Raw genomic sequence first — 25,605 nt, forward strand, 5'->3', positions numbered from 1 at the left:
AAAATTTGAACGGGGAAAGTTACAACAGGCGTCAAAACATACGCCAACCAGCCTTATACAAGCGAAAATTTTTCAAACGAATGAATTACTGCGAAACAAATACACAACAAGAAAACCGCCAAGCAGATATCCTTATTCACCACAAAAAAACAAACGGCACGATGAACTGACCTCATTAATATCGAAGAACCGTAAACATTCTCCACACGGAATCTCACCAGAAACGAATTTACGGATAATTAATCAGAGGAATCAATCAATAGAAATAGAATAGAAATAAAGAAATATGTAAACATATAAATATTCAGATATTTCTTTATTTAATTTATACCCACAGAGGGTTGTGACCATACCAACCTATGGGCAGGATAAGACTGGGACTACTACACTAAGTATGACTCACCTCAGCTTGCTGACTGGTCCAGGGTGTCAGCCAGGGGGTGAGCCAAAGAGCGATTCAGAGACTGCACCAGAAAGAAAGGCAGATTCACTTGAAGGCAAGAAGCGATGAGATTGCGCTTGCTGAAGTTATAGCGGCTCAGGATGCCAACCGCACCCTCTTTTCCAAGCAGGCGACGGGTGATGACCTCAAGTTCCAGCCCCTGCTTTTGCAGCATCTGCGCTTCACTGGACAGGTTCAACAGATAATCGTACTTCTCCTGCAACTTCTGTTTGCCATTCTCCACCACTCCGCGATGGGGGCAGAGTATGGTATCGAAGTCACAAGACAGGACTGTGCGGATACTCTGCAACAGGGTATCCACATTCTCATCGACTCGCAGTAATTTCAGGTAGTTGGCGATATACAGGTCGGCACTGAAAAGCCAGCCCCGCTCTGGGAGCAGGTAGCAGTGCATATCCTTGGCATGCCCCGGAGTAAAGATTGCCTCCGCATCCTCACCCCCGATATGGATTTTCTCGGGAAGTATCTGGGCATCTGTCCTGCCGGCGGACCCCCAGAGCAGGCGCTGAATCGGCGGTATGGCAAAGCCCCGCTGCAGAATATTTGCCGTCAGCGAGGGAGCCTGAGCCCTCACGCCGGTGAGCCGATGAATAGCACCCGCATTACCACTGTGGTCCTCATGGTGGTGCGTCAACAATAATTGCTGCAGCGGAGCCGTCTGGATAAAGCCCTTCACGTAACGCCACTGGTTGCTGGGGCCGGCATCGATCAGCGTACCGCCCAGCCGGTAGACGCTAAAGGTGGTATTGACCCCCAGGTTAAAACGCCCCACACGAAATCCTTCCAGGTCGTAATGGCGGAATTTTTCTAAAACAGACATAAGGCTCCCCAAACACGCGGATGATTGCCACCGCCCAGACGGGCTTGCGCTGCGCGGATATTCCATCGCGGCATTATTCTCGTTGTCACAGAGAAAAAATTGAATAGCGCGAAAGTTGCTGGCGGTTGATCAAATCGCTCGCTGTGGAGAAAGGCCTTTTTCCTCGGCCGTCGCTCACTCTCTCCACATCGTGCGCTGTGCCTCGCCTTTGCCCGTACCCTTTCCATGTCCTTACCCTCTGCATACCATCCTCTCTCCATACCCTCTCTCCATGCCCTCGCTCACAGCATCTCTTCGCTGTCACCTCATACCTATGACATAGCCCGTAAGGCTTGGCCCCTGAAGTCAAACACTGTCACTGCAATACACGCGCCGGCACAGCGTTAACACGCCTTGAACACAAGGGGAGCCATGCCTATACCTTCCTATACCAAAAGCATTTTAAAGAAGCCGACTATGTTTGAGCCTTCCAGCTTTCGCCTCGATGGCGCCACAGCCCTGGTAACCGGTGCTGGCAACGGCATCGGCCGGGCGATCGCCAAAACATTCGCATCCGCCGGTGCGGCGGTGGCGGTGACCGATCGGGAAGCCCACGCCGCCGAGGCGGTCGCCAGTGAAATCACCGCGGCGGGCGGAAAATCCGTGAGCGGCGCCTGTGATGTGACCCGCGAGGGGGATCTGCTGTCCGCCGTCGAACTGGCGACCAGTGCTTTCGGCGGGCTGACAATTCTGGTCAACAACGCTGGCGGCGGCGGCCCCAAACCCTTCGATATGCCCATGGCGGATATGCGTCTGGCCTTTGAATTGAACCTCTTTTCGGTATTCCGCCTGTGTCAGCTAGCCGCGCCGCACATGGAACAGGCAGGCGGCGGGGCCATTCTCAACATCACTTCCATGGCGGCCGACAACAAGAACGCCAGAATGGCCTCTTACGCCTCCTCGAAGGCCGCGGAGAGTCATCTGACCCGCAATATCGCCTTCGACCTGGGTCCGAAAAATATTCGCGTCAACGCCATCGCCCCCGGCGCCACGCGCACCCATGCGCTGTCGACGGTGTTAACCCCCGAGATCGAGGAGAAAATGCTGCGGCATACGCCCATCCGCAGACTCGGGGAACCGGAAGATATGGCCAACGCGGCGCTTTTTCTGTGCGCGCCGGCATCCAGCTGGATCAGTGGCCAGGTGCTCACCGTATCCGGCGGCGGCGTGCAGGAACTCGACTGACTAAAACTGACTAAGGAAGCCCCCGGGCCAGCCTCAGCCCCCGCACTAACCTGAAGGAGAAGCACATGGCCGACTTTGATGCGTTTGCGGACTTTCGCATGCACAAACATCAAGCCATCGTCACCGGCGGTGGCCAAAATATTGGCGAAGCGATCGCGCGCACCCTGGCCGGTGCCGGCGCACAGGTCATGATCGCCGACCTGAATGCCGAACTGGCGGAGAAGACCGCCGCCGCCATCGCCAAAGACACCGGCGCCGAAGTGCTTGGCATGGGCTGCGATGTCACCAAACAGGCGGATATTGATCGCTGCGTCCACAGCACTGTGGACGCCTTTGGCGGCATTTCCACGCTGATCAACAATGTCGGCTGGGGGCGCGCCTATCCCGATCCGCTGGCGGTTTCCAGCGAGGATATGATCGAGAGCTACAAGTTAAATACCCTGTCGGCGATGGCGATCACCGCAGCCTGCCGCCCCTATCTGGAAAAAGCCGAAAATGCCACCGTCACCAACTCCGGTTCCCTGGTCGGTGCCGTGCCGGCGTTTGACTTCATCGCCTACTCCGCCGCCAAGGCCGCACTGAACCATATGATGCTGGGGCTGGCGCACTACTTTGCCAGAAAGGTGCGGGTCAACACGGTGCTGATCGGCACCGTCATCACCGAAGGATACGCCGCTGCGGGCCTCGACGCGCACGTGCAGGAAGCACTGATGCACCCGGATAACCTGATCGGCCGGGCCGGCAAGCCGCAGGATATTGCCAACGCGTTTCTGTGGCTGACCTCGCCGGCTTCCAGCTGGGTTTCCGGGCAGACCATTCAGGTCTCAGGGGGAGGAAAACGGATACGCCTGATGCCAGAGTAAGCGCACGAGAGCACCCCCATTAGCGTGGCTCCATATCAAACCGGCGCCCTGATCCTTATCTGCGCGCTTGCCCTGCTGCCGTACACGCCCGCCACCCTGGCACAGAGCGGTTTCTCTGGCGCCACCAGCGGCGCGCCCGGCACAGGCCCCGGCTACGAGGCCCTGAGCCCGCTGCAGACCGGCCAGATCGTCGATCAGGTGATCGTCAACATCTCCCCGGCAGGCTTAGAGGATGAACAAGCCCTCAGCGGCGAAATCCGCCGGGCGCTGGGTATTTCCGTGGGCACCCCATGGAACCCGGCGCTGGGGGCGCGGGCACTGGCAGCCGTAGAAGCCATTCCCCGCGTGGCCAAAGCCAGCTATGGGCCGCGCCGATTTATTCGCGGCAGTCGCAACGCGCTGGTTGTCAATGTACACATCAGCGATACCGCCACACCGGCAGCCACCGGGGTCTTTCAGAGTGGCGACCCCGGTGACTTCCCGGTGCTTTACCGGCGCTACAGCAGCTACCTGCAGGCCATCCTGAACGGGGGCAATGGGGTATTCTCGGACGGCAACCCCTGGTTCGATGCCGCAGAGGTTTTCACCCGCGGCAACCCACTGGTGCTAGACCCGGCTCTCGGTGCGCAAACCGGCAGCCGCGCCAGTTGGAGCGAAGCCTTTGTGCAGCTTGGCCTCGGCGGCGTGATGCCACTGAACCACAGCAGCCTCTATGGCTTCGCGGCGATGACGGGTATTGGCGTGGCATCGGTGGGCGGCGATATCTTTCGGGATCAGAACCGCAGCACATTTGACACCGAGCAGGCCTACGCGGGGATGCTGTATGCGCCGGCAAATACCACAACGCGTATCAAGATTTCCGCGGGTCGCCAGAATTACATTCTCAACGAGGGTTTTCTCGTTTCACAGTTTGGCTGGCAGTTCAACGCCGGCCCGCGCCCGGGAGTTTACCTTTCCCCACGCACAGCCGCGGATGCCACCGTGCTGGGCTACATCAATCGTGATGACTGGACGGCACAGCTATTCCATATCAACCCCAGCATTGATGATCGCTTGCGCCCCAAAAGCAAGCTGAACGGCCTGAATCTGCGCAAGACCATCGATGAGCGGCTCAGTATCGATGGCACCCTGCTGCATGTCGCGGATTCCAGTGTCATTTACACCACACCCGACGGTTCTCCCGGTGGACGCGAAGGCCTCTGGACCGCTGCCGCACATCTACTGCGACATGCGCCGGCCAACAGTGACGGATTCTGGCTGGAGTCTGAGATCGCCCATCAGTGGAACGACCACCTGCCCATGTCCGCCTACGCCGGCTATGCCACCGTCGGTTATATCGCGCGTGAGAGTGCCTGGCAGCCCAGCCTCTCCTACCGGTTAGCGACCTTCTCAGGCGACGACCCGAACACAGAAACCTACGAGCGTTTTGACACGCTCTTCTCCGGTGGGCTGAATGAATGGTTGCAGGGTATTTCCCTGGCCAAACTACTGACGCAGGCCAATACCAAAACCAATCGCCTGAGATTCAATGTCTCACCCCGGGAATCCCTGAACCTGACCCTGGACCTCTATCAGCGATCCGCCAACCGGCGCAACAATTTGGGCGGCAACCGGGCACTGGGCACGCTCTCCTCGAAAGAGCTCGGCTACGAAGTGGATTTCGTGATTCGCTGGTCGGTATCCAGGCGCCTGTTTGCCCAGGGGCTGTTTGGCGTCGCAATACCACAGCGAGGAGTAAAAGACGCGGCCGATAACCACAGCCAAAACTGGTCCACGGCACAGCTGCAACTTTTCTGGACGCTTTAGGTGTTTATGACCTTCGCTCTTTTTCCTCTTGTCGCCTTTTAAGCCACAGGAAAACCTCGGTGTAGACAGACCGCCATGACCGACCAGTTCAAACACGGGCATCGTAAATGAACACAGCAATCACCGTGCCGTGGGGCACCCTGTTCGGCCTCCTGTTTATGACCATGGGGCCAATTCGCGCCATTGCGGTATTCAGCATCTATGGAGAATCCGACGAGGCCCCGGCAGTGAGATCACTGGCCTGGCGCTCCATTGTGCTGAGCGCCATTGCCTTTTGCGTCGCGCTGTTTATGGGCGATGGCGCACTGCAATCCTGGGGGGTCGGCATGCCGGCATTGATTGCCGCAGCGGGTGCGATTCTGTTTATCCTCTCCCTGCAGATGATTATGTTCCCGGCTCCGCAGGCGCCAACCATCGTAGACCCCGCCAGCGTAACCCCGGCACAGGTGTGCTTCCCGGGATTGTTCCCCCCGCTCGCGGTGGCCATCCCCGTTATCTTCGCGGCCGCCGCGCCAGGCACTCTTGCAAGACTGATCATCCTCGCCATCGGCTTGTTTATCCTGCTTCTGGACTGGCTGGCAATGAGGTACGCGAAAAGGATCATCAAGACCATAGGCCCGGTACCGCTGAAACTGTTCGGCGCGGTATTTGGCATTCTGCAGGCGGCCCTTGGTATCGAGTTCATCATTGATGCATGGAGACTATTGGAAGAGCCCTGAGCCCTGAGCCCTGAGCCCTGAGCCCTGAGCCCTGAGCCCTGAGCCCTGAGCCCTGAGCCCTGAGCCCTGAGCCATGAAGCCATGAATCCATGAAGCCCTGAAGACTGTGGCCCTGCGGCCACTGAGATGACAGCGCCGGGATCCTGGCCCCCGAATTAACACTACAATGACTCTTGACGGCGAGATGGCTTGCAAACCCGGCCACGGCAGGAGTGCACTCACCACGCTGCAGGCCTGAACCGCCTGCATAACGTGAGCACCCGCACAGCACCCTGCCCCTTAGCTGGGAATGCGGGATGCGGGATGCGGGATGCGGAGCTGATGATAATAGACGGGCCCAAAGACTGAAGCGGATCGTTTGATAAATGGATATTGTTAAACAGATCAAACATCTCACCCAGGAAGCCATTAAAGCCATCGAGTCCGATAGCTTTCCCGAACTCATGATTCAGGTCGTCAGTGTCATCGCGATCTTTGGCCTTTGTTATATCCTGTCCCGCCTGTTGGGAAAAATGTTATCCGCCACCCTGAGCACGGGCAACAAACACCACAGCAATGTCTTGAAGTCATCAGTACTGTGGATATCGACTCTGGCGTTTCCGGTGCTGTCTTTCAGCGCAATGCGTGTTGCAGACGCCCTTGCGGTGTACGGCGGCATTCATCCATGGCTGATGCGCCTGGCAACGGCACTGGCCATGGCGCTGGTGTTTAGCCGCCTCATCCTGCTGACAGTGAAACCGCCGCACCTCGCCAGCATCATCAGGTTTACCTGGACCCCCATCGCCTTTGTGATTGGTGCCGGTTGGATAGAACCAATCATCAACGCCCTCAACGGCATGGTCATTAACCTGCGTGAGATAAAAATTACCGGCTTCGATATTGCCCGCACACTTGCGTTCAGCTCGCTGATCTTCTGGATCGCCACCATTGCCAGCACCTACGGCAAGCGGATCATACGGCGCCAGAGCCATATCGACCACAGGTCCAGGGAAGCCATCGCCAAGCTCTATGAAATTTTTATATTTTCCTTCAGCCTGCTGCTGATTCTGCACCTGATGGGCATCAACCTTCGCGCGCTGGCGGTGCTCGGCGGTGCACTTGGGGTGGGCATTGGTTTCGGGCTGAAATCCATCGCATCCAACTTTATATCCGGCATTATCCTCCTGATGGACCGGTCCATTACGGTGGGAGACTATATCGAATTCACGAACGGCCAGGCGGGAACCGTTACCCGGCTCAATATGCGCTCAACCACACTGGAAACAGATGATGGGAAAGTCGTGGTCATTCCCAACGAGTCTTTTATCACCGGATCCTTTATCAACTGGACCCATAAAAGCCGCAAGCAGAGGTACACCCTGACCTTCACCGTCAGTCACGACGACGATATCGATAAAATAAAAAGCCTGGTGGAGCAGTGTATCGGCAAAAATCCAAAAGTTCTCAATCAGCAGGACTCACCCACCATCACCGACCCCTATTGCGGCGTCAGCGACTTTGGCGAAAGCGATGTCTCCATGTTCGTCAATTTCTGGTCGGATATTGACAACCGGGATTACCAGCAATTCAGTGCCGACTTGATGCTTTCCATGTTGAGCGAACTTAAAACACATCACATTCAAATCGACAGTTCCAGCGGGGAATAGTCGGTTAGTTCATTATTTCAGGCCGCATCACTTTATGGCTTCGACTGCAGGTACTCCGCCACAGCCTGATATGCGGGCAGAGATGTAGGGTCGATCAGCGCATTCTTCGCTTCTGGGTGGGAAGCAAAACGGGCAATCACCATTCGTGCCGCGGGATCAATATACAGAGCCTGGCCATACACCCCACGGGCCATATAGGCGCCATTGGCATTATGGGTAACCCACCACATATTTCTGTAGCTCCAGCCTTTGAGCTGTTGATAACCGGACTGTTTGAAATCCTCTTTACCCCCACCCTTTCTAATATCCGCCACCACACCCCGGGGAATAATCTGGCGGTTGTTGTAGTAGCCGTTATTACGCATCAATTCCCCAAACCTGCCCAGGTCGCGCAGGCCGAGGTTCAGTCCTCCGCCGGCAAATGGGATGCCGAGAGAGTCGACACTCATATAGGCGTCCATCTCCGCGCCCATTTCTTTCCAGATAAACTCCGAGATCAGACTGGCCACCGACTTGCCCGTTACCCGGCTGATTACCCAACCCAGGGCATCGGTGTTGGCGGTTTTGTAGTGGAATCCAGCCCCGTGAGCGCCCTCTGGCTGCACCGTCACCAGAAAATCGTAATAGCTTCTGGGACCCTGGTAATCCTTCGGTTTCGGCAGTGGGTTGCCCGCACGGGCGTGGGCCCACACCTCAGCCTGTGGATCCGAGTAGTCTTCACTGAAACGGATACCGGTAGTCATATCCATCAACTGCCGCACCGTGGCGCTGCCAAACGCGGAATCGGCAAGTTCAGGCACCAGTTCACCAACCAACACCTGCTCGCTCAATGTTCCTTCGGCAACCAGTATCGCCGCGAGTGTTCCCACAAAGCTCTTGGTCATTGACATCGCCGCGTGCTGCCGATCCGCGGTCAGCACACCAAAGTAGCGCTCGTAGACAATGACACCATCATGCATAACGAGAATGCCATCGGTGTAGTTTTTGCCCAGGGACGACTCCCATGTCAAAACCTCACCGGTTCCCATTGCGGTGAAAGTCACCCCGTCTATACCGGAATCTGGCCTCGATACCAGTGCACCGGCATTACCGGTTCCGCGGGAGACATTCACGGTAGGCATCAATTGCCGCATATGGGAAACAGTCCACCTGAGCTGCGGAAACCTGAAGTAGCTGCCATCATCAAACGCGATACGTTTTTCCGGTTTGGGCGGAAACCCCAGCATCCAACCCTGTCGCTGCGGATCGCTTTGCTCCGCGTTCATAGTGCCACCTTTTGCAAGCGCATCATGAGCCTGACCCCCTCTCACAGCAGAGTGATCATCTGCACCGGCTTGGTTTGCATCGCTCTGGCTCGCGGGAGGACGCGACATCACGGCGTCGCCGGACTCTGCCGCAGCCAAAGCTTTCAATGGATAGAAGGCATAAAAGGTATAGAAGATGTGAAAGGCAAACAGAGTCACTACCATACTCAGCATAAAAGGATGACGCATTGATTCACCACGTACGATTCACTGAAGACTTACTGCATATAAAGGAGCAATTCACACAGGGGATTAAAGACCAGAAGGGATAGAAAAACTTCACAACAGACAGAATTAATCTGAAACCTGCGATAAAACAACCGACATGGGGAAAGTCTTTTATCTATTAAGAAAATCTCTGCGCCTGGCAAAGACCAGAGGAACGCCACCTTTATTATCTGTTGATATCTGCGGCAGAAATTTAACAGCGAGCTGAAAACTGGAAAACCCCCTGAAACATATGCTCTACAATGATGGCTCTTGTTAGCACAGAAAGTGCGCCCAGTAATCTTATCTGCGTCCGTAAGAATAATTTCCTGCCGGGCGTCAGGTACAACAATTTCAGGTATATCGTGACAGATAACCACTCGATCTCAGTCGATGATTCTCTGCCACTTAACCCTTCAAGGAAGATGCACCAGAAAATGAAATTCAGACCCCTAACGAGAACATTGTCCGGGCTAGTGACTGGCGCCGCAGCAATTTCACTCCCGCTCTTGAGTAGTGCAGCGGAGCCAATGGCGCTTTTGCAGGTAGAGGTTCCCGCCCAGGGCAATTATGAGCGCAAGCTTGAGCGCACATATGTGAGCGCCCTCACAAGCCAGGCGGTTGAATCTGTGGACCAACCAGAGAATTTCTCACTTGGGCTATCTGCGCCAGATGATGCCTCAACCGCTTTGCCTTCAGAACCCATGACCCTGGCCTATAAACAGCCTCGGCAATCCGGGAATTTCTATCAGGCGAAAGGTGGCAACACTGCTACCGCATCGGATCTGGCAAGGCTTAATGAAGCGGCCTGGAAAACAAAAATGGACTGGCCCGGATCCTTCCCTTTTTTCGGCACAAAAACCCGTGCCCAATTAAGTGGTTTTGTGAAATTCGATGCGATACATGACAACAATGCCATTACCACTCCGACAGCTTTTGTAACGGCAAAGATCGTCGTCGATGACCCGACCGCCGCCGAAGGGGCAGACGGTCAGACACACTTTTCCGTACAGGCCTCGCGCATCAATTTCGAAACCAGAACACCAGTGTCAGACCATGTACTGACCACTCACATCTCCATCGATAACTATGCGGACTATGCATCATCCGTTGCCAAATTGAGACTGAGAAGTGCCTTCGGCAGGGTAACCAACGTCCTCCTCGGTGGGGATATACTGTTTGGGCAGCACTTTTCCACGGTCACCGACTTGAGTGCGCTGCCTAACACTCTCGACTTTGAAGGGCCGTCCGCATTCTATGGTCTGCGTGTACCGATGTTACGCTGGACACGCAAGCTGCGCGAGGACTTCACGTTTGATCTGGCGATGGAAACACCCAACAACCACAGCTTTATCAACGCGCAATCCGCTGCCGAGTGGCCGGATATTATCACGGCGCTTAGTTGGCAGCGCAAAAAGCGCATCGAGTTGAAGGGAAGCCTTCTCTATCGGGATTTACGTGCGGCGGTGGACGATATTCAGCAACTGGACCCCTCCGAGTCCGGCACCGCTTCCGCCAACGGTTGGGGAGTCAGCCTCTCCGGCAGAATCCATATGCCAGAACCTATTGAACAGGATTTCTGGACCTTTTGGGTGTTAAAGGGGCAGGGCATTGGCAGCAAATTGAATGATTTACCACCGGACGCCATTTACGATACGGATACCAACCAATTGAAAGCCCTGCCAGCAAATGGCTTCATCGCATCCTACCAGCACTGGTGGAATACAAAGTTTTATTCGGTAGCATCCTATTCTGTGCTGGATATTGACAACACCCGCTTCCAGGCGGACAACGCCTATGGCCAAGGAAAATACGGTAGCTTCAATATCGTATGGACGCCGATACACAACTGGCTGCTTGGTGTTGAAGCTCTACGGGGATCCCGGGAAAACAAAGATGGTCAGGATGCCCACGTGACAAGGTTTCAGTTTTCGACCCGGCTGACCTTTTAAGTACGGCTTTTTAACAACAATCTTCACACTGGCGCAAGAGACAACCTAATGAATACGCTGAAACGATCGCCAACTCGCGGCACCCTGTTTCTGGTCACAACTTTGGCCCTGCTCCTTACCGCTGTCTCAGGGTGCGTAAGCCAACGCAGTTCCATGGAAGAAATCCATGTAAACGCCCTCGAAGCCAGTTCTCCCAAGGGAAAAACACTGGTTATCGTCTATAGCCGCAACCCGGAACTGGCAGCGAAGCTTGAAAGTGAGTGGGCCAAACAGCTGAGTGCCAAGGGCTACAACGTTCAAGCCTGGCATACCGTCGCACCTGACGAGTTCTCTCCCGAGTACAAGGTCATACAGTCTTTAGTCAACGATACCGGAGCCACTACAATCCTCTCCTCCGAAATCCTTAATCGCAAGAAAATGGAGCGGGAATACCCTTCCTCGCAGGTTGCGATCATTGAGACCAATCTGTTTGATGCCGGCAGTGAGAAACTTCTCTGGTCCACAGTGTTTGAAACCTTCCTGCTCAGCCCGGATGGCGAGAAAGCCCTGACACCCTCGGACACCAAGATAGAGGAGATTATCTCCGATCAACTGGTCCCCATGTCACACATGGGCCTGGTTGACTGAGAAGAGCTGGTCAACTGACCGGGCCAGGTTGACCGACAACAGTTGGTTGACCGACAGGGTTTGGTTGACTGGCGGAAGATTTTAGCTGATGAAAAATTTTCAACTCAGCCACTCTTGGTGAAGGCCTGTCTTTGTTGCCACTAGCAATGCACGCCGTGATGGCTTTATTGCTTAGCGACCTCTGCACTGAGCGATCTCTGTACTGGGCCATCTCTGGGCAGTAGCGGGGCTGCAGCGCAGCCCTAGATACGCCCTATAGGTTCTTCCTTATAGACGTATAAGCTCCACAGCCAGTGCGGTTATCTATCTTTAGGAAAATTCGGATATTCAAATAAATTATATAGCCTTATTTTCTGCATAACTTCCCATCTCAGGGTTTTATTTCTATACCTACAGGTATGCGCCTGAAACTACTTGTTGGTGGCCAGGCCAGATCAGAGTTGTGCGACCAGAAAGTCACGCAATCCTGAACTGTGGCGCGCTTCGGCCAGCCACAGGGGGTTAACGGAATCAGCCGATTTGTTCAGCGCTGTCCACAGCCGGCACCGCTATGGGAGGTACCTATGCCACTTCATATTCAGCAAAACAATCAAAGCAGTGAGCTTGACCCGATCTTCGCCAACCCGGTGATAGACGCGGTTGCCCCTACCGCGAGCTTTCCAGAAAAAGAAGCCCGCCAGGATGCTGTCTACCAGATGGTGCACGATGAACTTTTCCTCGACGGCAACGCCCGCCAGAACCTCGCCACTTTCTGCCAGACATGGGAGAACGAGGAGTTGCACAAGCTGATGGATCTTTCCATCAGCAAGAACATGATCGATAAGGATGAGTATCCGCAAACGGCCGAGCTGGAGAGCCGCTGCGTGAAGATGCTCTCGGACCTCTGGAATTGCCAGCCCCATGAGAACCCCATCGGCACCTCCACCATCGGCTCCAGTGAGGCCTGCATGCTTGGCGGCATGGCGGCACTTCATCGCTGGCGCGCGCGCCGCAAGGCAGAGGGCAAGCCTGCGGACAAGCCCAACCTGGTGTGCGGACCGGTGCAAATCTGCTGGCACAAGTTCTGTCGCTACTGGGATGTGGAGATGCGTGAGGTGCCCATGGATAAAGGGCGCTATTTCATGGATGCGGAGGAAATGCTCAAACGCGTCGATGAAAACACCATCTGCGTCATGCCCACCTTTGGTGTCACCTATTCCGGTAATTACGAGTTTGTCGAGCCCCTTGCGGATGCGCTGGACAAGCTGCAGGCAGAAAAAGGCATCGATGTGGATATCCATGTGGACGGTGCCAGTGGTGCCTTCCTCGCTCCCTTCTGTGCGCCGGATATTAAATTTGATTTCCGTGTTCCCAGGGTCAAATCCATCAGCACCTCCGGACACAAGTTTGGCCTCGCCCCTCTGGGCGCTGGCTGGGTAGTCTGGCGGGATACCTCCGCGCTGCCCACGGAGCTGGTATTCAATGTCAATTACCTCGGCGGCGAGCTGCCTACCTTTGCCATCAATTTCTCACGGCCGGCGGGCCAGATTATCTGCCAGTACTTTCTGTTCCTGCGCCTAGGCAAAGAGGGATACCGCAAGATTCACAGTGAATGTTACGAAACGGCCCAGTGGATCGCGCAGGAAATCCTCAACTCCGGGCCGTTTGAGCTTATCTGTGGCGGCGACCCCCAGCAGGGCATACCGGCAGTCACCTGGAAAGTGAAAGACGGTGTAGAGCTGCCGTTTACACAGTTTGATCTATCTGACCGCATGCGCGAGCGCGGATGGCAGATTCCCGCTTACACCTTGCCGGCAAATGTTCAAGACGTTTCGGTACAGCGTGTGCTGGTCCGGCAGGGATTATCCCGCGACATGGCGGCACTCATGATTAAGGACTACCGGGATGCGATCAAGCATTTCGACAAACACCCGGTCAGTGTGCCCCTGAACCAACAGGAAGCGGGCGGCTACAACCATGGCTAGAGGTTCCAGGCCCATTAGTCACTGACAACGCTTCTAATTCAATAGAAACCGGTTGCGATATATGAGTACCACCGTTAAAACTATGGGCTGGCTGACGCTGTCTTTTATGATGGTCGCCGCCGTTGCCAGCATTCGATCCCTGCCCACCATGGCGGTCTATGGGCTGGGTTCGATTTTTCTCTATCTTATTCCCGCCTTCTTCTTCTTCATTCCTGTTGCGCTCGTTGCCGCCGAACTGGGTACGGGCTGGAATGGTGGAGTTTACGGCTGGGTCAAGCAGGCTTACGGCAACAAGATGGGCTTCTTTTCCATCTGGTACCTATGGATGAACGTGATCACCTGGTACCCGATCGTACTGGCCTTCGCCGCCAGCGCAGTTGCCTACCTGTTTAATCCGGAGCTGGCCAAAAGTGGAGTGTTCACGGCCATTGTCATTGTCGTGCTCTACTGGCTCAGTACCTTTGTCGCCCTTGGTGGCCTCAGCTCGCTTTCCAAGCTCTCGTCCTGGTTTATGGTGCTCGGCACACTGCTGCCGGCTCTTGTCCTGATTGTGCTGGGAGTTGTGTGGCTGGCTACCGGGCATCAGTCTGAGGCCCCGCTGACGCTTGATGCTCTGATCCCGGATATTTTCAAGACCAAAGAAACGGTCGTCGCCGGGCACCATCGCAATGCCTCTGATTACTGGCAGGAGTTCTCCGGAATCCTGGGGGGGCTGGTGTTGATCGTCGGCAATTTCCTGGCCTATGCCGGTATCGAGATGAACGCCATCCATGCCAGGTCACTATCGAACCCACAAGGGCAAATGCCCAAGGCCATTGCCCTGGCGGCCATCTTGATTGCCCTGATCTTCATCCCGCCGACGCTGGCAATTTCCTTCGTGGTACCCGCTGATTCAACCAGCCTTACCGCTGGGGTTATGCAGGCCTACACCGACTTCTTTACCCGCTTCCATATTGATTGGGCGATTAAGATCATGGCGGTGCTGCTGATTATCGGCGCCCTGGGCGGTGTGCTGACCTGGACTGCCGGTCCCTCTGCGGGCCTTCTGATGGTGGCGCGCTCTGGTGAGATGCCACTGTGGTGGCAAAAAACCAACAGCAAGGGTGTCCAGAAGAATATCCTCTTTATCCAGGCTGTGATCGTCAGTCTGCTGGCCGTTCTCTATGTGGTGATACCCAATGTATCGGCCGCTTTCTGGATGCTCAGCGCTATTGCAGCACAGATCTACCTGTCGGTATATATTCTGATGTTCCTTTCGGCACTCAAGTTGCGCAAGACACAGCCGAATATCAAGCGTGGCTTCCGCTGCCCGGCCATCGGCTTCTGGGCCCGTCTCGGCCTTGTCGCCTCACTCTTTGCCATGCTGCTCGGCTTTGTACCCCCGGCCCAGTACAGCCATATGTCACCCATCACCTATATTCTGATTCTGCTTACGGGGTTGATACTTTTTGCCATCCCGCCCTTTATCTTCCATGCCCGCAAAAAGCCTGGCTGGCAGGTAATGAGCGCCGACGAGGTGAAAAAGAACACGGCTCCATTACAGGACCTCGATTAGCGCGGGATCTTTACTAGTCGTCAGTCATTGCGAATGGTCTGCGGGCTCAATCCCGCAGACCTCAGTTTATCGGCTCTCTGCGCACTTCATTCGCATCACTTCGCTTATCGCCACCAATCCGGCCCCCCCCTTACTTGCCCCTGCCCACCCTGTATCCCTCTGGCTTCTGCCGATTTACCCTCTACTCACCTGCGTTTCGTTATTATCGATTTGCTATTATCCGTTTCCCGCTCCCCGCTCCCTGTTCACCGTTTACTGTTCACTGTTCACTGTTCACTGTTCACTGTTCACTGTTTATCCATTCTCCGTTCACCCCCTCTCTTCCCATGCCCCATTTTTCACCTTTCAGTTTCTTTGCTTACCCTCTTTTAAACTTCCTTCATTCAGGTCTTTAGTCATAGAGTAAATAGCGTTTTTTCATAGCCAATTTTTTAATGCTTAGAATTTGTTCTTGGTCTCACGCCAGGGAATCACCAAAATCATAGAGTCTGTATCAAATTTCTGTTGGAGAGGAATCCCAATATGAATGGAAAAACGCTTCTGCTGACCCTTGCCATCTCCAGTCTTGTCGCTGTTCCCGCCATGGCGGACAAACACAAGCACAAAGGTAAAGATGCGGAAAAGTGGACCTGTGCGGATTTTCTGGCAATCGATGCTGAGTATCAGCCCAAGGCCGTCTATTGGGCTTCCGCTTACGACGATGCGGAGTATCCCGAGGAAGGCGTACTGGATATTGAAGGTACCGAGAAGGTAACGCCGATGATTATTGCCGCTTGCGAGGAGTCTCCAGACGCTTCATTCTGGGAAAAATTCAAGCATGAATGGCACAAAGTGATCAAAGACATGAAGAAGGACGCGGAAAAAGTGAAGGACAAAATGTAAGATTTTTCGACACTTTTCCTCATAAGGCCCTTGCGGAGATCTTCTCCGGAAGGGCCTTACTGCTAAGGGGCTTTACAGCCAAGGGCCTTACAGCCAAGGGGCTGACTACTAAAGGGCTTACAGCCAAGGGGCTGACCACTAAGGTGGATTAGTTGGACTAGTTGAATTAGTTCAGACCAAATCTGACACAATTCCTTGAAAAGAAGGGGTTGTCGCTAATTCGCCAAAGAACTGCCGACAGCCACGTCCGTTCAATACCCCTAGCAAAACAGTCCTCTTCCGTTAAACGCCTCTTTTACCCGACCCTACATTTATCCCGCCGACTTTTTATACACCCATTTTTATTCAACTGGGCTAATGCCCCCATCCGCCAAACTAGGCCAAGCCCCCACCAACCAAATCAGCACAACCAATATATCCGGCAGCCTTATTCACGCTGTTTTATGCGGTTTTTATTCGGTTTTACTCAACAATTTTTTCATCTTTTTTACGAACATTTCAGCGAGAGATCGTTTCTGAACTTTCTCTTATCTGGTGAAAGCCAAGCGCAGTTGCAAACCCCATTTCGAGGTGGTTCCGGAGGTTACCCAGGCCACCTCACCGGCACTATTGAGAATAATGATGGTGGGAGTCACCCGGATACCCCAGGCACGGCTTAAGTTACCGGCAGGATCGTTGATACTGGGGAAGGACCAGTCTTTGCTGGAGAGGTACTGCTGCACGGTGGTCCTATCACCGGACTGCATTGCCACGGTGACAACCCGATTGGATAACGCCAAGTCAGCCACTGCCGGTGACACGAGGCGGCAATAAGCGCACCAGGTAGCCCAAAAATACACCAGAACCGGGCCCTCTTCCGCCAGCTTGGCCACATCGATACGGCGGCCGTCTAACAGCTCGCCGACCAGTGGAGGCAATTGCTGGCGGGGGATATCCCGCTGCTGATAGAGGCCCATTGCGGTAGTCAGTACTCCTGCCATCAGCAGGAAGGTCAACATCCGTCTTAACCCCCGTCTCCGCCCCCGTCCCCGATCCTTTCCCCGTTCTTCTCCCAGTACGCTACCCCGCCCTCTCCGACCGCCAACTGCCCAATATTTTTCCACAATTTTCATTAATACTTGTCGATATCCATAAGATGTAACTTCCAAGGTTTACCTGTAAAGCCCGCGTCAATGCCGCTCTTATTCCTTGTGCTACTTCTCAACCAGTCCTTTAGCGGGCATTGGTCGGCGCAGTGAGCACAGCTTTAGCCAATGTGTGTTTCAGGATATAAAAACCCGCCATGGCGGGTGATGCACTCGATTTTACACCCAGGGTAGGGATATCAAGTGCATACACGGTAATGTGGTACTTGTGCGGTGCTGAGTGTTCAGGGGGACAGGCGCCGCCATAAGCCCTGCTGCCAAAGTCATTTCTCAACATACTGGCGCCCTCAGGAAGATTCTGGCCGCCTTTTGCGCCAGCGTTCAATGGCAGACTGCTAATGTCACCGGGGATATTGATCACCACCCAGTGCCACCAACCGCTGCCGGTTGGCGCGTCTGGATCGTACATGGTCACGGCAAAACTTTTAGTCCCCTTGGGTATGTTGTCCCACTTCAGCTCCGGTGAGGTATTTTTGCCTGTACAACCCCACTGGTTGTAAATCTGCTGATTCTTGAAGGTTTCTCCGTTGGTTACCTGCTCACTGACCAGGGTCATGCCCTCGGCATTGGCTGCCATTGCTGATGCCGCCAAGCTGATGGCCGCAACAACCATCCATATTGCTTTCACTGCACACTTCATCTTTTTTCCCTTCCAGCTTCGTGCCTTTTAAATCCTTAATTCTGTTTGCACCTCTTGTGGAAGATTAGCCGCGCAGCCTTAAACCACGTGCTGACCCGACTAAAAGTGGCATCTTTTACACTCACACGATAAAAACCCTTCATTCCGCCACTACGACACCCTCTGAGCTGTCACAAAACAGGACGCCCCTGGTGTTTAAGCGACTGTTTAAGCGACTGTTTTTAGCGACAGTTTTAGTCACTGCCAGCTACTGTGTTCACGCGGCTGTCTGGTACTGATGCGGATATTGGAAAAATTGATCTTTGCAGGCGGGATATCCGCTGGACTGGATGGGCAAGCAACAGCAAAACAACGTGCGCTGCCAACCTATAACAAAGGGGAGCCACACTGCAGGAAAGATTTGTACAGAAAGGGGAAAATTCAGACTGCTGCAGCAAAGGAACGGATTAAACCCGCGAAACTAAGCTGGGCATTGAATGCCTTGCACTTAGCACTCGCTTCTCTCCAGCGCCAACACCTCGATGTCCTGTTCCCGATAGCGCCAGCGAAGGTTAAAACCACACAGTGCCATTCCGTAGACTCTTTCCGGGTCCGGCTTCTGGTAGGCGGGCTTGGGGTCCTGGGCCAGAACCTGTTCAATAAGGCGCGGCAGGTCTGTTCCCCAGTCATCCTTATAATCCGCAGCTTGCGCGCGCACAGCCGGGGGAATCTCCACTGCCACCCGGGCAGGCGCGCTGTCGGCAAAGGCGCTGCGGGCATCGGCGAGGGCGTCCGCATAGGGTACATAGGGTTTGATATCGAGCACCGGTGTGCCGTCCACCAGATCGGCCCCGCCGACGATCAGCTCCACTCTCGGCTCGGTACGCACCTCCAACAGGCGCACCACCGACAGGCCAATACTGTTGGGGCGGAAGGGGGAGCGGGTGGCGAGTACGCCGAGTTTGCGGTTGCCACCGAGGCGCGGCGGGCGCACTTTGGTGGACCATTGCCCGGCCGCCTGATGAAACTGGAAGATCACCCAGAGATGGGTATTTTCCTCGAGTCCGGCCACCGCATCCGCCACATTTAATGGCGGCAGCAGTTCAATGGCGGCGCGGCTGGCGTCGGCCAGCAATGGCTGGCGCGGCACTCCGAATTTTTCGCCAAAGCAGGAGTGCACGCGCGCGATGGGTTCAATGTTCATGCAGAGCCAGAGCGCAGATTATTGGTCGATACCGCCTAGGCACAGGTACTTGATCTCGATGTAATCGTCGATGCCATACTTTGAGCCTTCGCGGCCGACACCGGACTCCTTTATGCCGCCAAAAGGCGCCATTTCATTGGAGATAATACCCTCGTTGACCCCCACCATTCCGTATTCCAAAGCTTCGCTGACACGCCAGATGCGGCCGATATCGCGGGAGTAGAAGTAGGAGGCGAGTCCGTACTCGGTGTCGTTGGCCAGCCGAATCGCTTCTTCTTCGCTGGAGAACTTGTACAGTGGGGCGACAGGACCAAAAATTTCCTCGCTGAAGATCTGCATCTCCTCGGTCACATCGGTCAGGATCGTAGGGGCATAAAAACACGCACCCATCTCACTGGGGCCGCCCTGCACCGGGGCCTTGGCGCCTTTGGAAACGGCATCTTCCACCAGGGCCTGAACATCCTTGACCGCTTTGGTGTTGATCATCGGGCCGACTTCTACGCCATCATCGGCGCCGTTGCCCATTTTCAATTGCTGTACCGCCCTGGCAAATTTCTTGGCAAAGGCATCGTAGACACCTTCCTGCACAAAGATACGGTTTGCGCAGACGCAGGTCTGGCCGGCGTTGCGGTATTTACAGACAATGGCCCCCTTAACCGCCTCATCCAGGTCCGCGTCGTCAAAGACGATAAACGGCGCGTTGCCGCCGAGTTCCATGGAGGTTTTCTTGATGGTCTGGGCGCACTGGGCCTGCAGCTGTTTGCCCACCGCAGTGGAGCCGGTAAAGGTGAACTTGCGCACCAGCGGGTTGGAAGTCATCTCCGCGCCGATCTCACGGGAGCTCTTGCCCACCACCACGTTGAAGACGCCGGCGGGTATGCCGGCTTCTTCTGCCAGTGCGGCGAGGGCCAGGGCGGACAGCGGGGTTTCAGAGGCGGGCTTGCTGACGAAGGTACAGCCCGCGGCCAGCGCCGGTGCCATTTTGCGGGCGATCATGGCGCTGGGGAAATTCCACGGGGTTACCGAGCAGGTGACGCCGACGGACTGCTTGATCACCACAATTCGCTTGTCCTTGGAGGGCGGTGCGATGACATCACCGTAGACCCGCTTCGCCTCCTCGGAGAACCACTCCACATAGTTGGCCCCGTAGACCACTTCGGTTCTGGCTTCGGCCAACGGCTTGCCCTGCTCCGCCGTGAGGATTTTTGCCAGGTCGTCGGCGTTGTCGATGATCAGGTCGTACCAGCGACGCAGCAGCCTCGCCCGCTCCTTGACGGTGGCACCACGCCAGGCCGGCCAGGCGCGGTTAGCGGCCTCGATCGCCCGGCGGGTTTCCGCTGCGCCGAGGCTGCCAATCGTGGCGACGACTTCGCCAGTGGCCGGGTTGGTGACATCGAGGGAGGCCCCGGAATCAGCATCGATCCACTCCCCATCCACATAGGACTGGGTGCGCAGTAGAGAAGGATTTTTCAGATTCAGCATTGCGTGCTCCTTTTGCCTGCTCGTTTCGCCTGGTCGTTTTACCTAGCTGCTTGCCTGCCCCCTGACCGCTACAACACCAACACCGGGGACCGCGATTATTTTTTCTTTTTAACGAACTTCATCAGCCGCCGCTTCTTGGCTTTCTGCCGGTCGCTGAGCTTGTTCTTGCGCCCAGCGTAGGGGTTGTCGCCGGTGCGGAACTCGATTTTCACCGGCGTGCCGTGCAGTTCCAGAGCCTTGCGGTAGGTCTTTTCCAGATAGCGGACATAATGCGCCGGTACCTTTTCGGTCTGATTGCCGTGAATAACAATCACCGGTGGGTTCTGACCACCGGCGTGCGCATAGCGCAGCTTGATGCGGTGCCCGTGCACCAGCGGCGGCTGGTGTTCACTCACCGCCCACTGCAGGATGCGCGTCAGGTGATTGGTGGAGAGCTTGTCTGTGGCTGACTGGTAGGCGGCTTCAATCGACTCGTACAAATGCCCGACGCCGGTGCCGTGCAGTGCGGAAATAAAGTGGATATCGGCAAAATCCACAAACCGCAGGCGCCGCTCCAGCTCGGTCTTGACGAAGTCGCGGTGGTCGGAATCCAGACCATCCCACTTGTTCAGCGCCACTACCAAGGCGCGCCCCGCCTGGATCACGCTGCCCATCAGGTGCATATCCTGATCCACAAGACCCTCTTTGGCGTCGATCACCAACACCACCACATTGGCATCCTCGACTGCCTGCAGGGTCTTGACGATGGAAAACTTCTCCACCGATTCCTTGATGTTCTTGCGCCGCCGGATGCCGGCGGTGTCGATCAGGGTGAAAGGTTTGCCGTCGCGGTCGTAATTGATATAGATACTGTCGCGGGTGGTTCCGGGCTGGTCATAGACCACGACGCGCTCCTCACCGAGCAGGCGGTTGACCAGCGTGGACTTGCCCACATTGGGACGACCGACAATGGCGATCTTGATGCCGGTGGCCTCCTGCTCCTCTTCCTCCTCGACAGCCTGATCCGGCAGACCATCCGCAACCCGCTGCATCAGTGAGCGCACGCCGCGCCCGTGAGTGGCGGTGGTGGGGAACAGCTCGCCGATACCCAGCTCGTAAAACGGTGCCAGGGCGATATCCGGATTGACGCCGTCGACCTTGTTGGCGACCAACAGCGTGGGCTTTGAGCGGCTGCGCAGCTGTTCGGCGATCATTTCATCCGCCGGGGTCAGGCCATCGCGACAGTCCACCAGGAACAGCACGAAATCGGCCTCTTCAATTGCCTGCATGGACTGCTGGGCCATTGCCGCATCAATCCCCTCCTCGCCGCCGGTAATACCGCCGGTATCCACGAGGATCATTTTTTTGCCATCGATTTCCGCCTCGCCATATTTGCGATCGCGGGTCAGACCGGCGTAATTGGCCACCAGGGCATCGCGGCTCTTGGTAAGCCGATTGAACAGGGTGGATTTACCCACATTGGGGCGCCCGACCAGGGCAATTACTGGCAGCATAAGTCAGTTTTCTCTGGGCAAAACGGATTTGCCATAAACGCGAACGCCCGCGAAACGCGGGCGGTACAAAAACACCGCGCTTAGAGGCGCGGCGGGAGGAGGCCAGCTCCGCCCGGGTGAAACTTTTTACTAGCGGCGTTCCAGGCGCAGGGCAACAAGCTCGCCCCCGTCGGACAGGGCAAACAGCAAGTCACCATCCACCACCATCGGGATGCGCAGCGCATCGCCATCGATCTTGCGGCGGCCGATGATCTCACCGGTGCCCGGGTCCATGGCGTGCAGGTAACCCTCCAGGTCACCCACGACCAGAACGTCACCGAAGTAAGCGGGACCGCTCAGGTTGCGGCGCAACAGGTCGTCGTTGCTCCATACAATCTGGCCGTCGCTAACATTGTAGGCGTAGACACTGCCGCCGGCATCGCTCAAGTATATATTGCCCGCGCCCGCGGCCACGCTGTGGTTGGTTGAGGCATCGCGGGCCCACAGGCCGCGGCCATCATCCCGCGACAGCGCCACCAGCCGGCCCTGATAACTGGCGGCAAATACCAGTTCACCGCGCACGACAGGCGAACCATCAATATCCACCACCCGCTCCAGCTCGGCGGAGCCCTGAGGAATAGCCACGCGCTGCTCCCAGCGCGGGATGCCGTCGCGGGCATCCAGAACGATGATCTTGCCGTTATCCAGCCCGGCAAAAACCGCCCCGGCGGTAATAACCGGTGCCGCATTGCCGCGCAGGGTCAGCACCGGCAGAGTGGTGCTGTGGCTCCAGCGCTCAGTGCCCTCGGCTGCGTCGAGAGCCACCAGCTTGCCGTCGACCGTCTGCAGTACGACCACCCCGGCGCCCACCGCTGGCGCCGCCACCACTTCACTGGAGAGCTGATAGCGCCACAGTTCACTGCCGTTATTCAGGTCGAGGGCGACGACATTGCCGCGATAATCGGAGACCACGGCAAGGCCAAGTCCCACGCCCACACCGCCGCTCAGGGGGACTTCCAGCTCCACCTCCCACTGCTGGCGGCCTGTGGCGCGATCCAGCGCCAGCACTTCACCATCACTGCTGGCGGCGACAATCTTGCCGTCGCCGATGCCCGGCAGCAGCATGGCGTAACGCTTGCTGTCGATGTCGCCAATATTTTCAGACCAGACTTCTCGCAGTTCCACGGTGGGATTGATATCCACCAGGTCAACGGGGTCGGTATCCTCTTTCTCTTCATTGGACGCGCAGGCGACCAGCGTCACTGCCAGCACAAGCGCGGTGGAGCGGGTCAGCGCCCGGGAAAGAAATTTCATTGCTCGTCACTCTCCTGTGCCGAATCCGTTGCCTCAGTCTGTTCTGGGGCCGCTTCCGGAGCCTCTGCCTGCTCGGGAGTGGCCTGCTCCGCGGCGCCCTGCTCTGGCGCGGCGTCCTCTTCCGCGCTGTCATCGCTGGCCGCTGGCGCCAGACTCTCCGCTTTCAGGCGCAGCAACTGCGCGCCGCCGGCCTGCTCCAGAGGCAGCTCCGCCAGTGCCTGCTGGTAGGCGGCGTGGGCCGCGGCCTTGTCGCCTTTCTGCAGCAGAATATCGCCGCGGGTCTCGGCAAAGAGTGCCGCGAAGGCGGCGGGCACATCGCCCTGCAGCAGCTGCAGAGCCTCGTCAGGCTTGCCGCGGGCCGCCAGCGCCGTGGCCAGGCGGCGGCTGGCCAGCAGCTTCAGGGACTCTTCAGAGGTGTTGTCGAGCACCCACTGCAGCTCTTTGGTAGCGCTCTCCAGGTCATTTTCGTTGGCAGCCAACGCCGCCAGGCGCAGGGCCGCCTGGCTGGCATAAATACGGCTGGCATACTCCTCTTTGAGCTGCTGCGCCAGACTCTTGGCAGTGGTCAGCTGCTTATTGTTCGGCTGCCCTTCGTTGGCGTTCACCGCTTCGATAAAGCCCTGATACAGATCGGAGGAGGCTTCGGCCTTCTCCCGCTCTGCACCCTGCCACCACTGAAAGCCGAAATAGCCGGCCAGGGCCAGGGCCACACCGGTCACAATGCCGCGGCCATTTTCCTGCCACCAGCGCTTGAGCGATTCTATTTGTTCTTCTTCGGTCAGATGATCAGCCATTGGTTAATTCGCCTTTCCTGTAAATTCTTGGTACTTCCAATCTTCGCCATTCCGATAGGGTGCCGCAGCGATACCGCGCCTAATGGTGCTGCGCCAGGCTATACGCTCCGAGCCTTGGAGCACAACAAAGCACTCCAAAGGGCGGCGGGCCTGCGCTCAGCCACTACTCAACCCTGCAACAGTGCGGGCAGGTCGGCCAGGGCCACGGTCTGCTGCGGCTGCTCGGCGCGCAGGAATTTCACCGTTACCTGCCCGGCGGCCGCTTCGTCCTCACCGATGATGAGGGCGAAATCCGCATTGCTCTTGTCCGCCTTTTTCATCTGGCTCTTGAAGCTGCCGCCACCGCAGTGGGTCTGCAAACGCAGCCAGGGCAGCTCGTCGCGAATGCGCTCCGCGGTGGCCAAAGCCGCCGATTGTACATCACCCACCGCAACCAGGTACGCATCCAGGGGCTGATCCAGCCCCTCGGGCAACACCTCAAGCGTTTCCAGCATCAGCACCAGGCGCTCGACGCCGAGGCCGAAGCCCACGGCCGGCGTCGGCTTGCCGCCCAGCTGTTCGACAAGGCCGTCGTAGCGGCCGCCGGCGCACACAGTGCCCTGGGCACCGAGGCTGTCAGTCACCCACTCGAACACCGTCTTGCCGTAGTAGTCCAGTCCGCGCACCAGGCGGGAGTTGATGACGTACTCTACGCCGGCGGCGTCGAGCATCGCCCGCAGGCTCGCAAAGTGCGCCGCGGACTCCTCATCCAGGTAGTCCAGTAGACAGGGCGCATCAGCGAGCAGTTCCTGGGTCTGCGGGTTTTTGCTGTCGAGTATCCGCAGCGGGTTCTTGTCGAGGCGGCGCTGACTGTCTTCGTCCAGCTGATCCTTGCGCTCGCTCAGGTATTCCACCAGCGCGTCACGAAAGGCGGCGCGACTGGCGGCGTTGCCGAGGGAGTTGAGCTGCAGGGTAACGGAATCGGCAATGCCCAGCTGGCGCCACAGGCGCGCGGTCATGATAAGGATTTCCGCATCCACATCCGGCCCCTCGATGCCAAACACCTCGACACCAAACTGGTGGAACTGGCGCAGGCGGCCCTTCTGCGGGCGCTCGTAGCGGAACATGGGGCCGAAGTACCAGAGTCGCTGGGGCGTTGTCAGCAGGCTGTTCTGGATCGCCGCACGCACGGTGCCGGCGGTGCCCTCTGGCCTCAGGGTGACACTGTCGCCACTCTTGTCTTCGAAGGTGTACATTTCCTTTTCGACGATATCGGTGGCCTCACCGACAGCGCGGCTGAAAAGCTGTGTCGCTTCCAAGTAGGGGGTGCGGATCTCACTGTATCCGTAACGGGCGAAGAGTTCGCCGACAGTGCTCTCCACGTACTGCCAGACCGGGGACTGGCCCGGCAGCAAATCATTCATACCGCGAATTGCGCGAAGCTGTTTCAAGATTTGTCCTTACTTAATGCAGTCAGTATCCAGTTCAAGGCCCCGTGCCGCGCACGGAAGCTCGTTGGGTACTTATATCGATTTGCGGAAGTTTCAGCGGCGATACTCAGCCG

20 protein-coding genes are annotated in these 25,605 nt (G+C 56.6%); 10 read left to right on the forward strand and 10 right to left on the reverse strand.

The features are described from left to right. Positions 1–404 precede the first annotated feature (404 nt). Entirely contained in the window at positions 405–1,283 is an 879-nt protein-coding gene (locus ABEA58_RS07565) for an MBL fold metallo-hydrolase (RefSeq protein ID WP_345550258.1), read from the reverse strand. A gap of 456 nt (positions 1,284–1,739) precedes the next feature. Here ABEA58_RS07565 and hdhA point away from each other — a divergent pair, with 456 nt between their 5' ends. From hdhA to ABEA58_RS07590, 5 genes are all read left to right on the forward strand, one after another. After that, positions 1,740–2,507 (forward strand): 7-alpha-hydroxysteroid dehydrogenase, encoded by a 768-nt coding sequence (hdhA, locus tag ABEA58_RS07570; protein WP_345550259.1) that lies wholly within the window; start codon positions 1,740–1,742, stop codon positions 2,505–2,507. A 65-nt stretch (positions 2,508–2,572) separates the two neighbouring features. Then, positions 2,573–3,370 carry an SDR family oxidoreductase gene (locus tag ABEA58_RS07575; protein ID WP_345550261.1) on the forward strand — a complete coding sequence of 266 codons (798 nt, stop codon included), beginning with the start codon at positions 2,573–2,575 and terminating at the stop codon, positions 3,368–3,370. Positions 3,371–3,394: 24 nt separating this feature from the next. Further along, positions 3,395–5,176 carry an alginate export family protein gene (locus ABEA58_RS07580; protein WP_345550262.1) on the forward strand — a complete coding sequence of 594 codons (1,782 nt, stop codon included), beginning with the start codon at positions 3,395–3,397 and terminating at the stop codon, positions 5,174–5,176. 107 nt (positions 5,177–5,283) lie between these two features. Continuing rightward, positions 5,284–5,895 (forward strand): MarC family protein, encoded by a 612-nt coding sequence (locus tag ABEA58_RS07585; protein WP_345550263.1) that lies wholly within the window; start codon positions 5,284–5,286, stop codon positions 5,893–5,895. A 365-nt stretch (positions 5,896–6,260) separates the two neighbouring features. Further along, entirely contained in the window at positions 6,261–7,541 is a 1,281-nt protein-coding gene (locus ABEA58_RS07590) for a mechanosensitive ion channel family protein (RefSeq protein WP_345550264.1), read from the forward strand. Between the two features lie 32 nt (positions 7,542–7,573). Here ABEA58_RS07590 and ABEA58_RS07595 read toward each other — a convergent pair whose 3' ends face one another. After that, positions 7,574–9,034 (reverse strand): serine hydrolase domain-containing protein, encoded by a 1,461-nt coding sequence (locus ABEA58_RS07595; protein WP_345550265.1) that lies wholly within the window; start codon positions 9,032–9,034, stop codon positions 7,574–7,576. A gap of 548 nt (positions 9,035–9,582) precedes the next feature. Between ABEA58_RS07595 and ABEA58_RS07600 the strand changes: the two genes are divergently transcribed. The 5 genes from ABEA58_RS07600 (at position 9,583) to hdeA (ending at position 16,032) form a co-directional block, all read left to right on the forward strand. Then, positions 9,583–11,004 (forward strand): hypothetical protein, encoded by a 1,422-nt coding sequence (locus ABEA58_RS07600; protein WP_345550267.1) that lies wholly within the window; start codon positions 9,583–9,585, stop codon positions 11,002–11,004. Between the two features lie 48 nt (positions 11,005–11,052). Then, the gene (locus tag ABEA58_RS07605) at positions 11,053–11,631 is read left to right on the forward strand and encodes a hypothetical protein (protein WP_345550269.1); all 579 of its coding nucleotides are present in this window, start codon (positions 11,053–11,055) and stop codon (positions 11,629–11,631) included. 563 nt (positions 11,632–12,194) lie between these two features. Next, on the forward strand, positions 12,195–13,595 hold the full coding sequence (gad, locus tag ABEA58_RS07610; RefSeq protein ID WP_345550271.1) for a glutamate decarboxylase: 1,401 nt from the start codon (positions 12,195–12,197) through the stop codon (positions 13,593–13,595). 61 nt (positions 13,596–13,656) lie between these two features. Then, a complete protein-coding gene (locus tag ABEA58_RS07615) occupies positions 13,657–15,150 on the forward strand; it encodes an APC family permease (protein WP_345550273.1) in 1,494 nt (497 codons plus the stop codon). A 522-nt stretch (positions 15,151–15,672) separates the two neighbouring features. Then, positions 15,673–16,032: an acid-activated periplasmic chaperone HdeA gene (gene hdeA / locus ABEA58_RS07620; RefSeq protein WP_345550275.1), complete on the forward strand. Its 360-nt coding sequence runs from the start codon at positions 15,673–15,675 to the stop codon at positions 16,030–16,032. 527 nt (positions 16,033–16,559) lie between these two features. On the opposite strand, the gene ABEA58_RS07625 is transcribed toward hdeA, so the two are convergent. The 8 genes from ABEA58_RS07625 to hisS form a co-directional block, all read right to left on the reverse strand. Continuing rightward, positions 16,560–17,030, reverse strand: coding sequence for a protein disulfide oxidoreductase (locus ABEA58_RS07625; RefSeq protein WP_345550277.1), 471 nt, complete (start codon positions 17,028–17,030; stop codon positions 16,560–16,562). Positions 17,031–17,244: 214 nt separating this feature from the next. Further along, on the reverse strand, positions 17,245–17,817 hold the full coding sequence (locus tag ABEA58_RS07630) for a YbhB/YbcL family Raf kinase inhibitor-like protein (RefSeq protein WP_345550279.1): 573 nt from the start codon (positions 17,815–17,817) through the stop codon (positions 17,245–17,247). A 487-nt stretch (positions 17,818–18,304) separates the two neighbouring features. Continuing rightward, entirely contained in the window at positions 18,305–19,000 is a 696-nt protein-coding gene (gene tsaA / locus ABEA58_RS07635) for a tRNA (N6-threonylcarbamoyladenosine(37)-N6)-methyltransferase TrmO (protein ID WP_345550280.1), read from the reverse strand. Between the two features lie 18 nt (positions 19,001–19,018). Then, positions 19,019–20,482 carry an NAD-dependent succinate-semialdehyde dehydrogenase gene (locus tag ABEA58_RS07640; protein WP_345550282.1) on the reverse strand — a complete coding sequence of 488 codons (1,464 nt, stop codon included), beginning with the start codon at positions 20,480–20,482 and terminating at the stop codon, positions 19,019–19,021. Between the two features lie 95 nt (positions 20,483–20,577). Next, positions 20,578–21,975, reverse strand: a complete 1,398-nt coding sequence (gene der / locus ABEA58_RS07645; protein ID WP_345550283.1) for a ribosome biogenesis GTPase Der — start codon at positions 21,973–21,975, stop codon at positions 20,578–20,580. A 129-nt stretch (positions 21,976–22,104) separates the two neighbouring features. Continuing rightward, a complete protein-coding gene (bamB, locus tag ABEA58_RS07650; RefSeq protein ID WP_345550285.1) occupies positions 22,105–23,268 on the reverse strand; it encodes an outer membrane protein assembly factor BamB in 1,164 nt (387 codons plus the stop codon). Beyond that, on the reverse strand, positions 23,265–24,062 hold the full coding sequence (locus tag ABEA58_RS07655; RefSeq protein ID WP_345550287.1) for a YfgM family protein: 798 nt from the start codon (positions 24,060–24,062) through the stop codon (positions 23,265–23,267). The genes bamB and ABEA58_RS07655 overlap by 4 nt, the downstream gene beginning before the upstream one ends. Before the next feature lie 167 nt (positions 24,063–24,229). Beyond that, positions 24,230–25,492: a histidine--tRNA ligase gene (hisS, locus tag ABEA58_RS07660; RefSeq protein WP_345550289.1), complete on the reverse strand. Its 1,263-nt coding sequence runs from the start codon at positions 25,490–25,492 to the stop codon at positions 24,230–24,232. Positions 25,493–25,605: the final 113 nt, after the last annotated feature.

This window comes from Microbulbifer aestuariivivens (assembly GCF_039545115.1).
GTDB classification, from domain to species: domain Bacteria; phylum Pseudomonadota; class Gammaproteobacteria; order Pseudomonadales; family Cellvibrionaceae; genus Microbulbifer; species Microbulbifer aestuariivivens.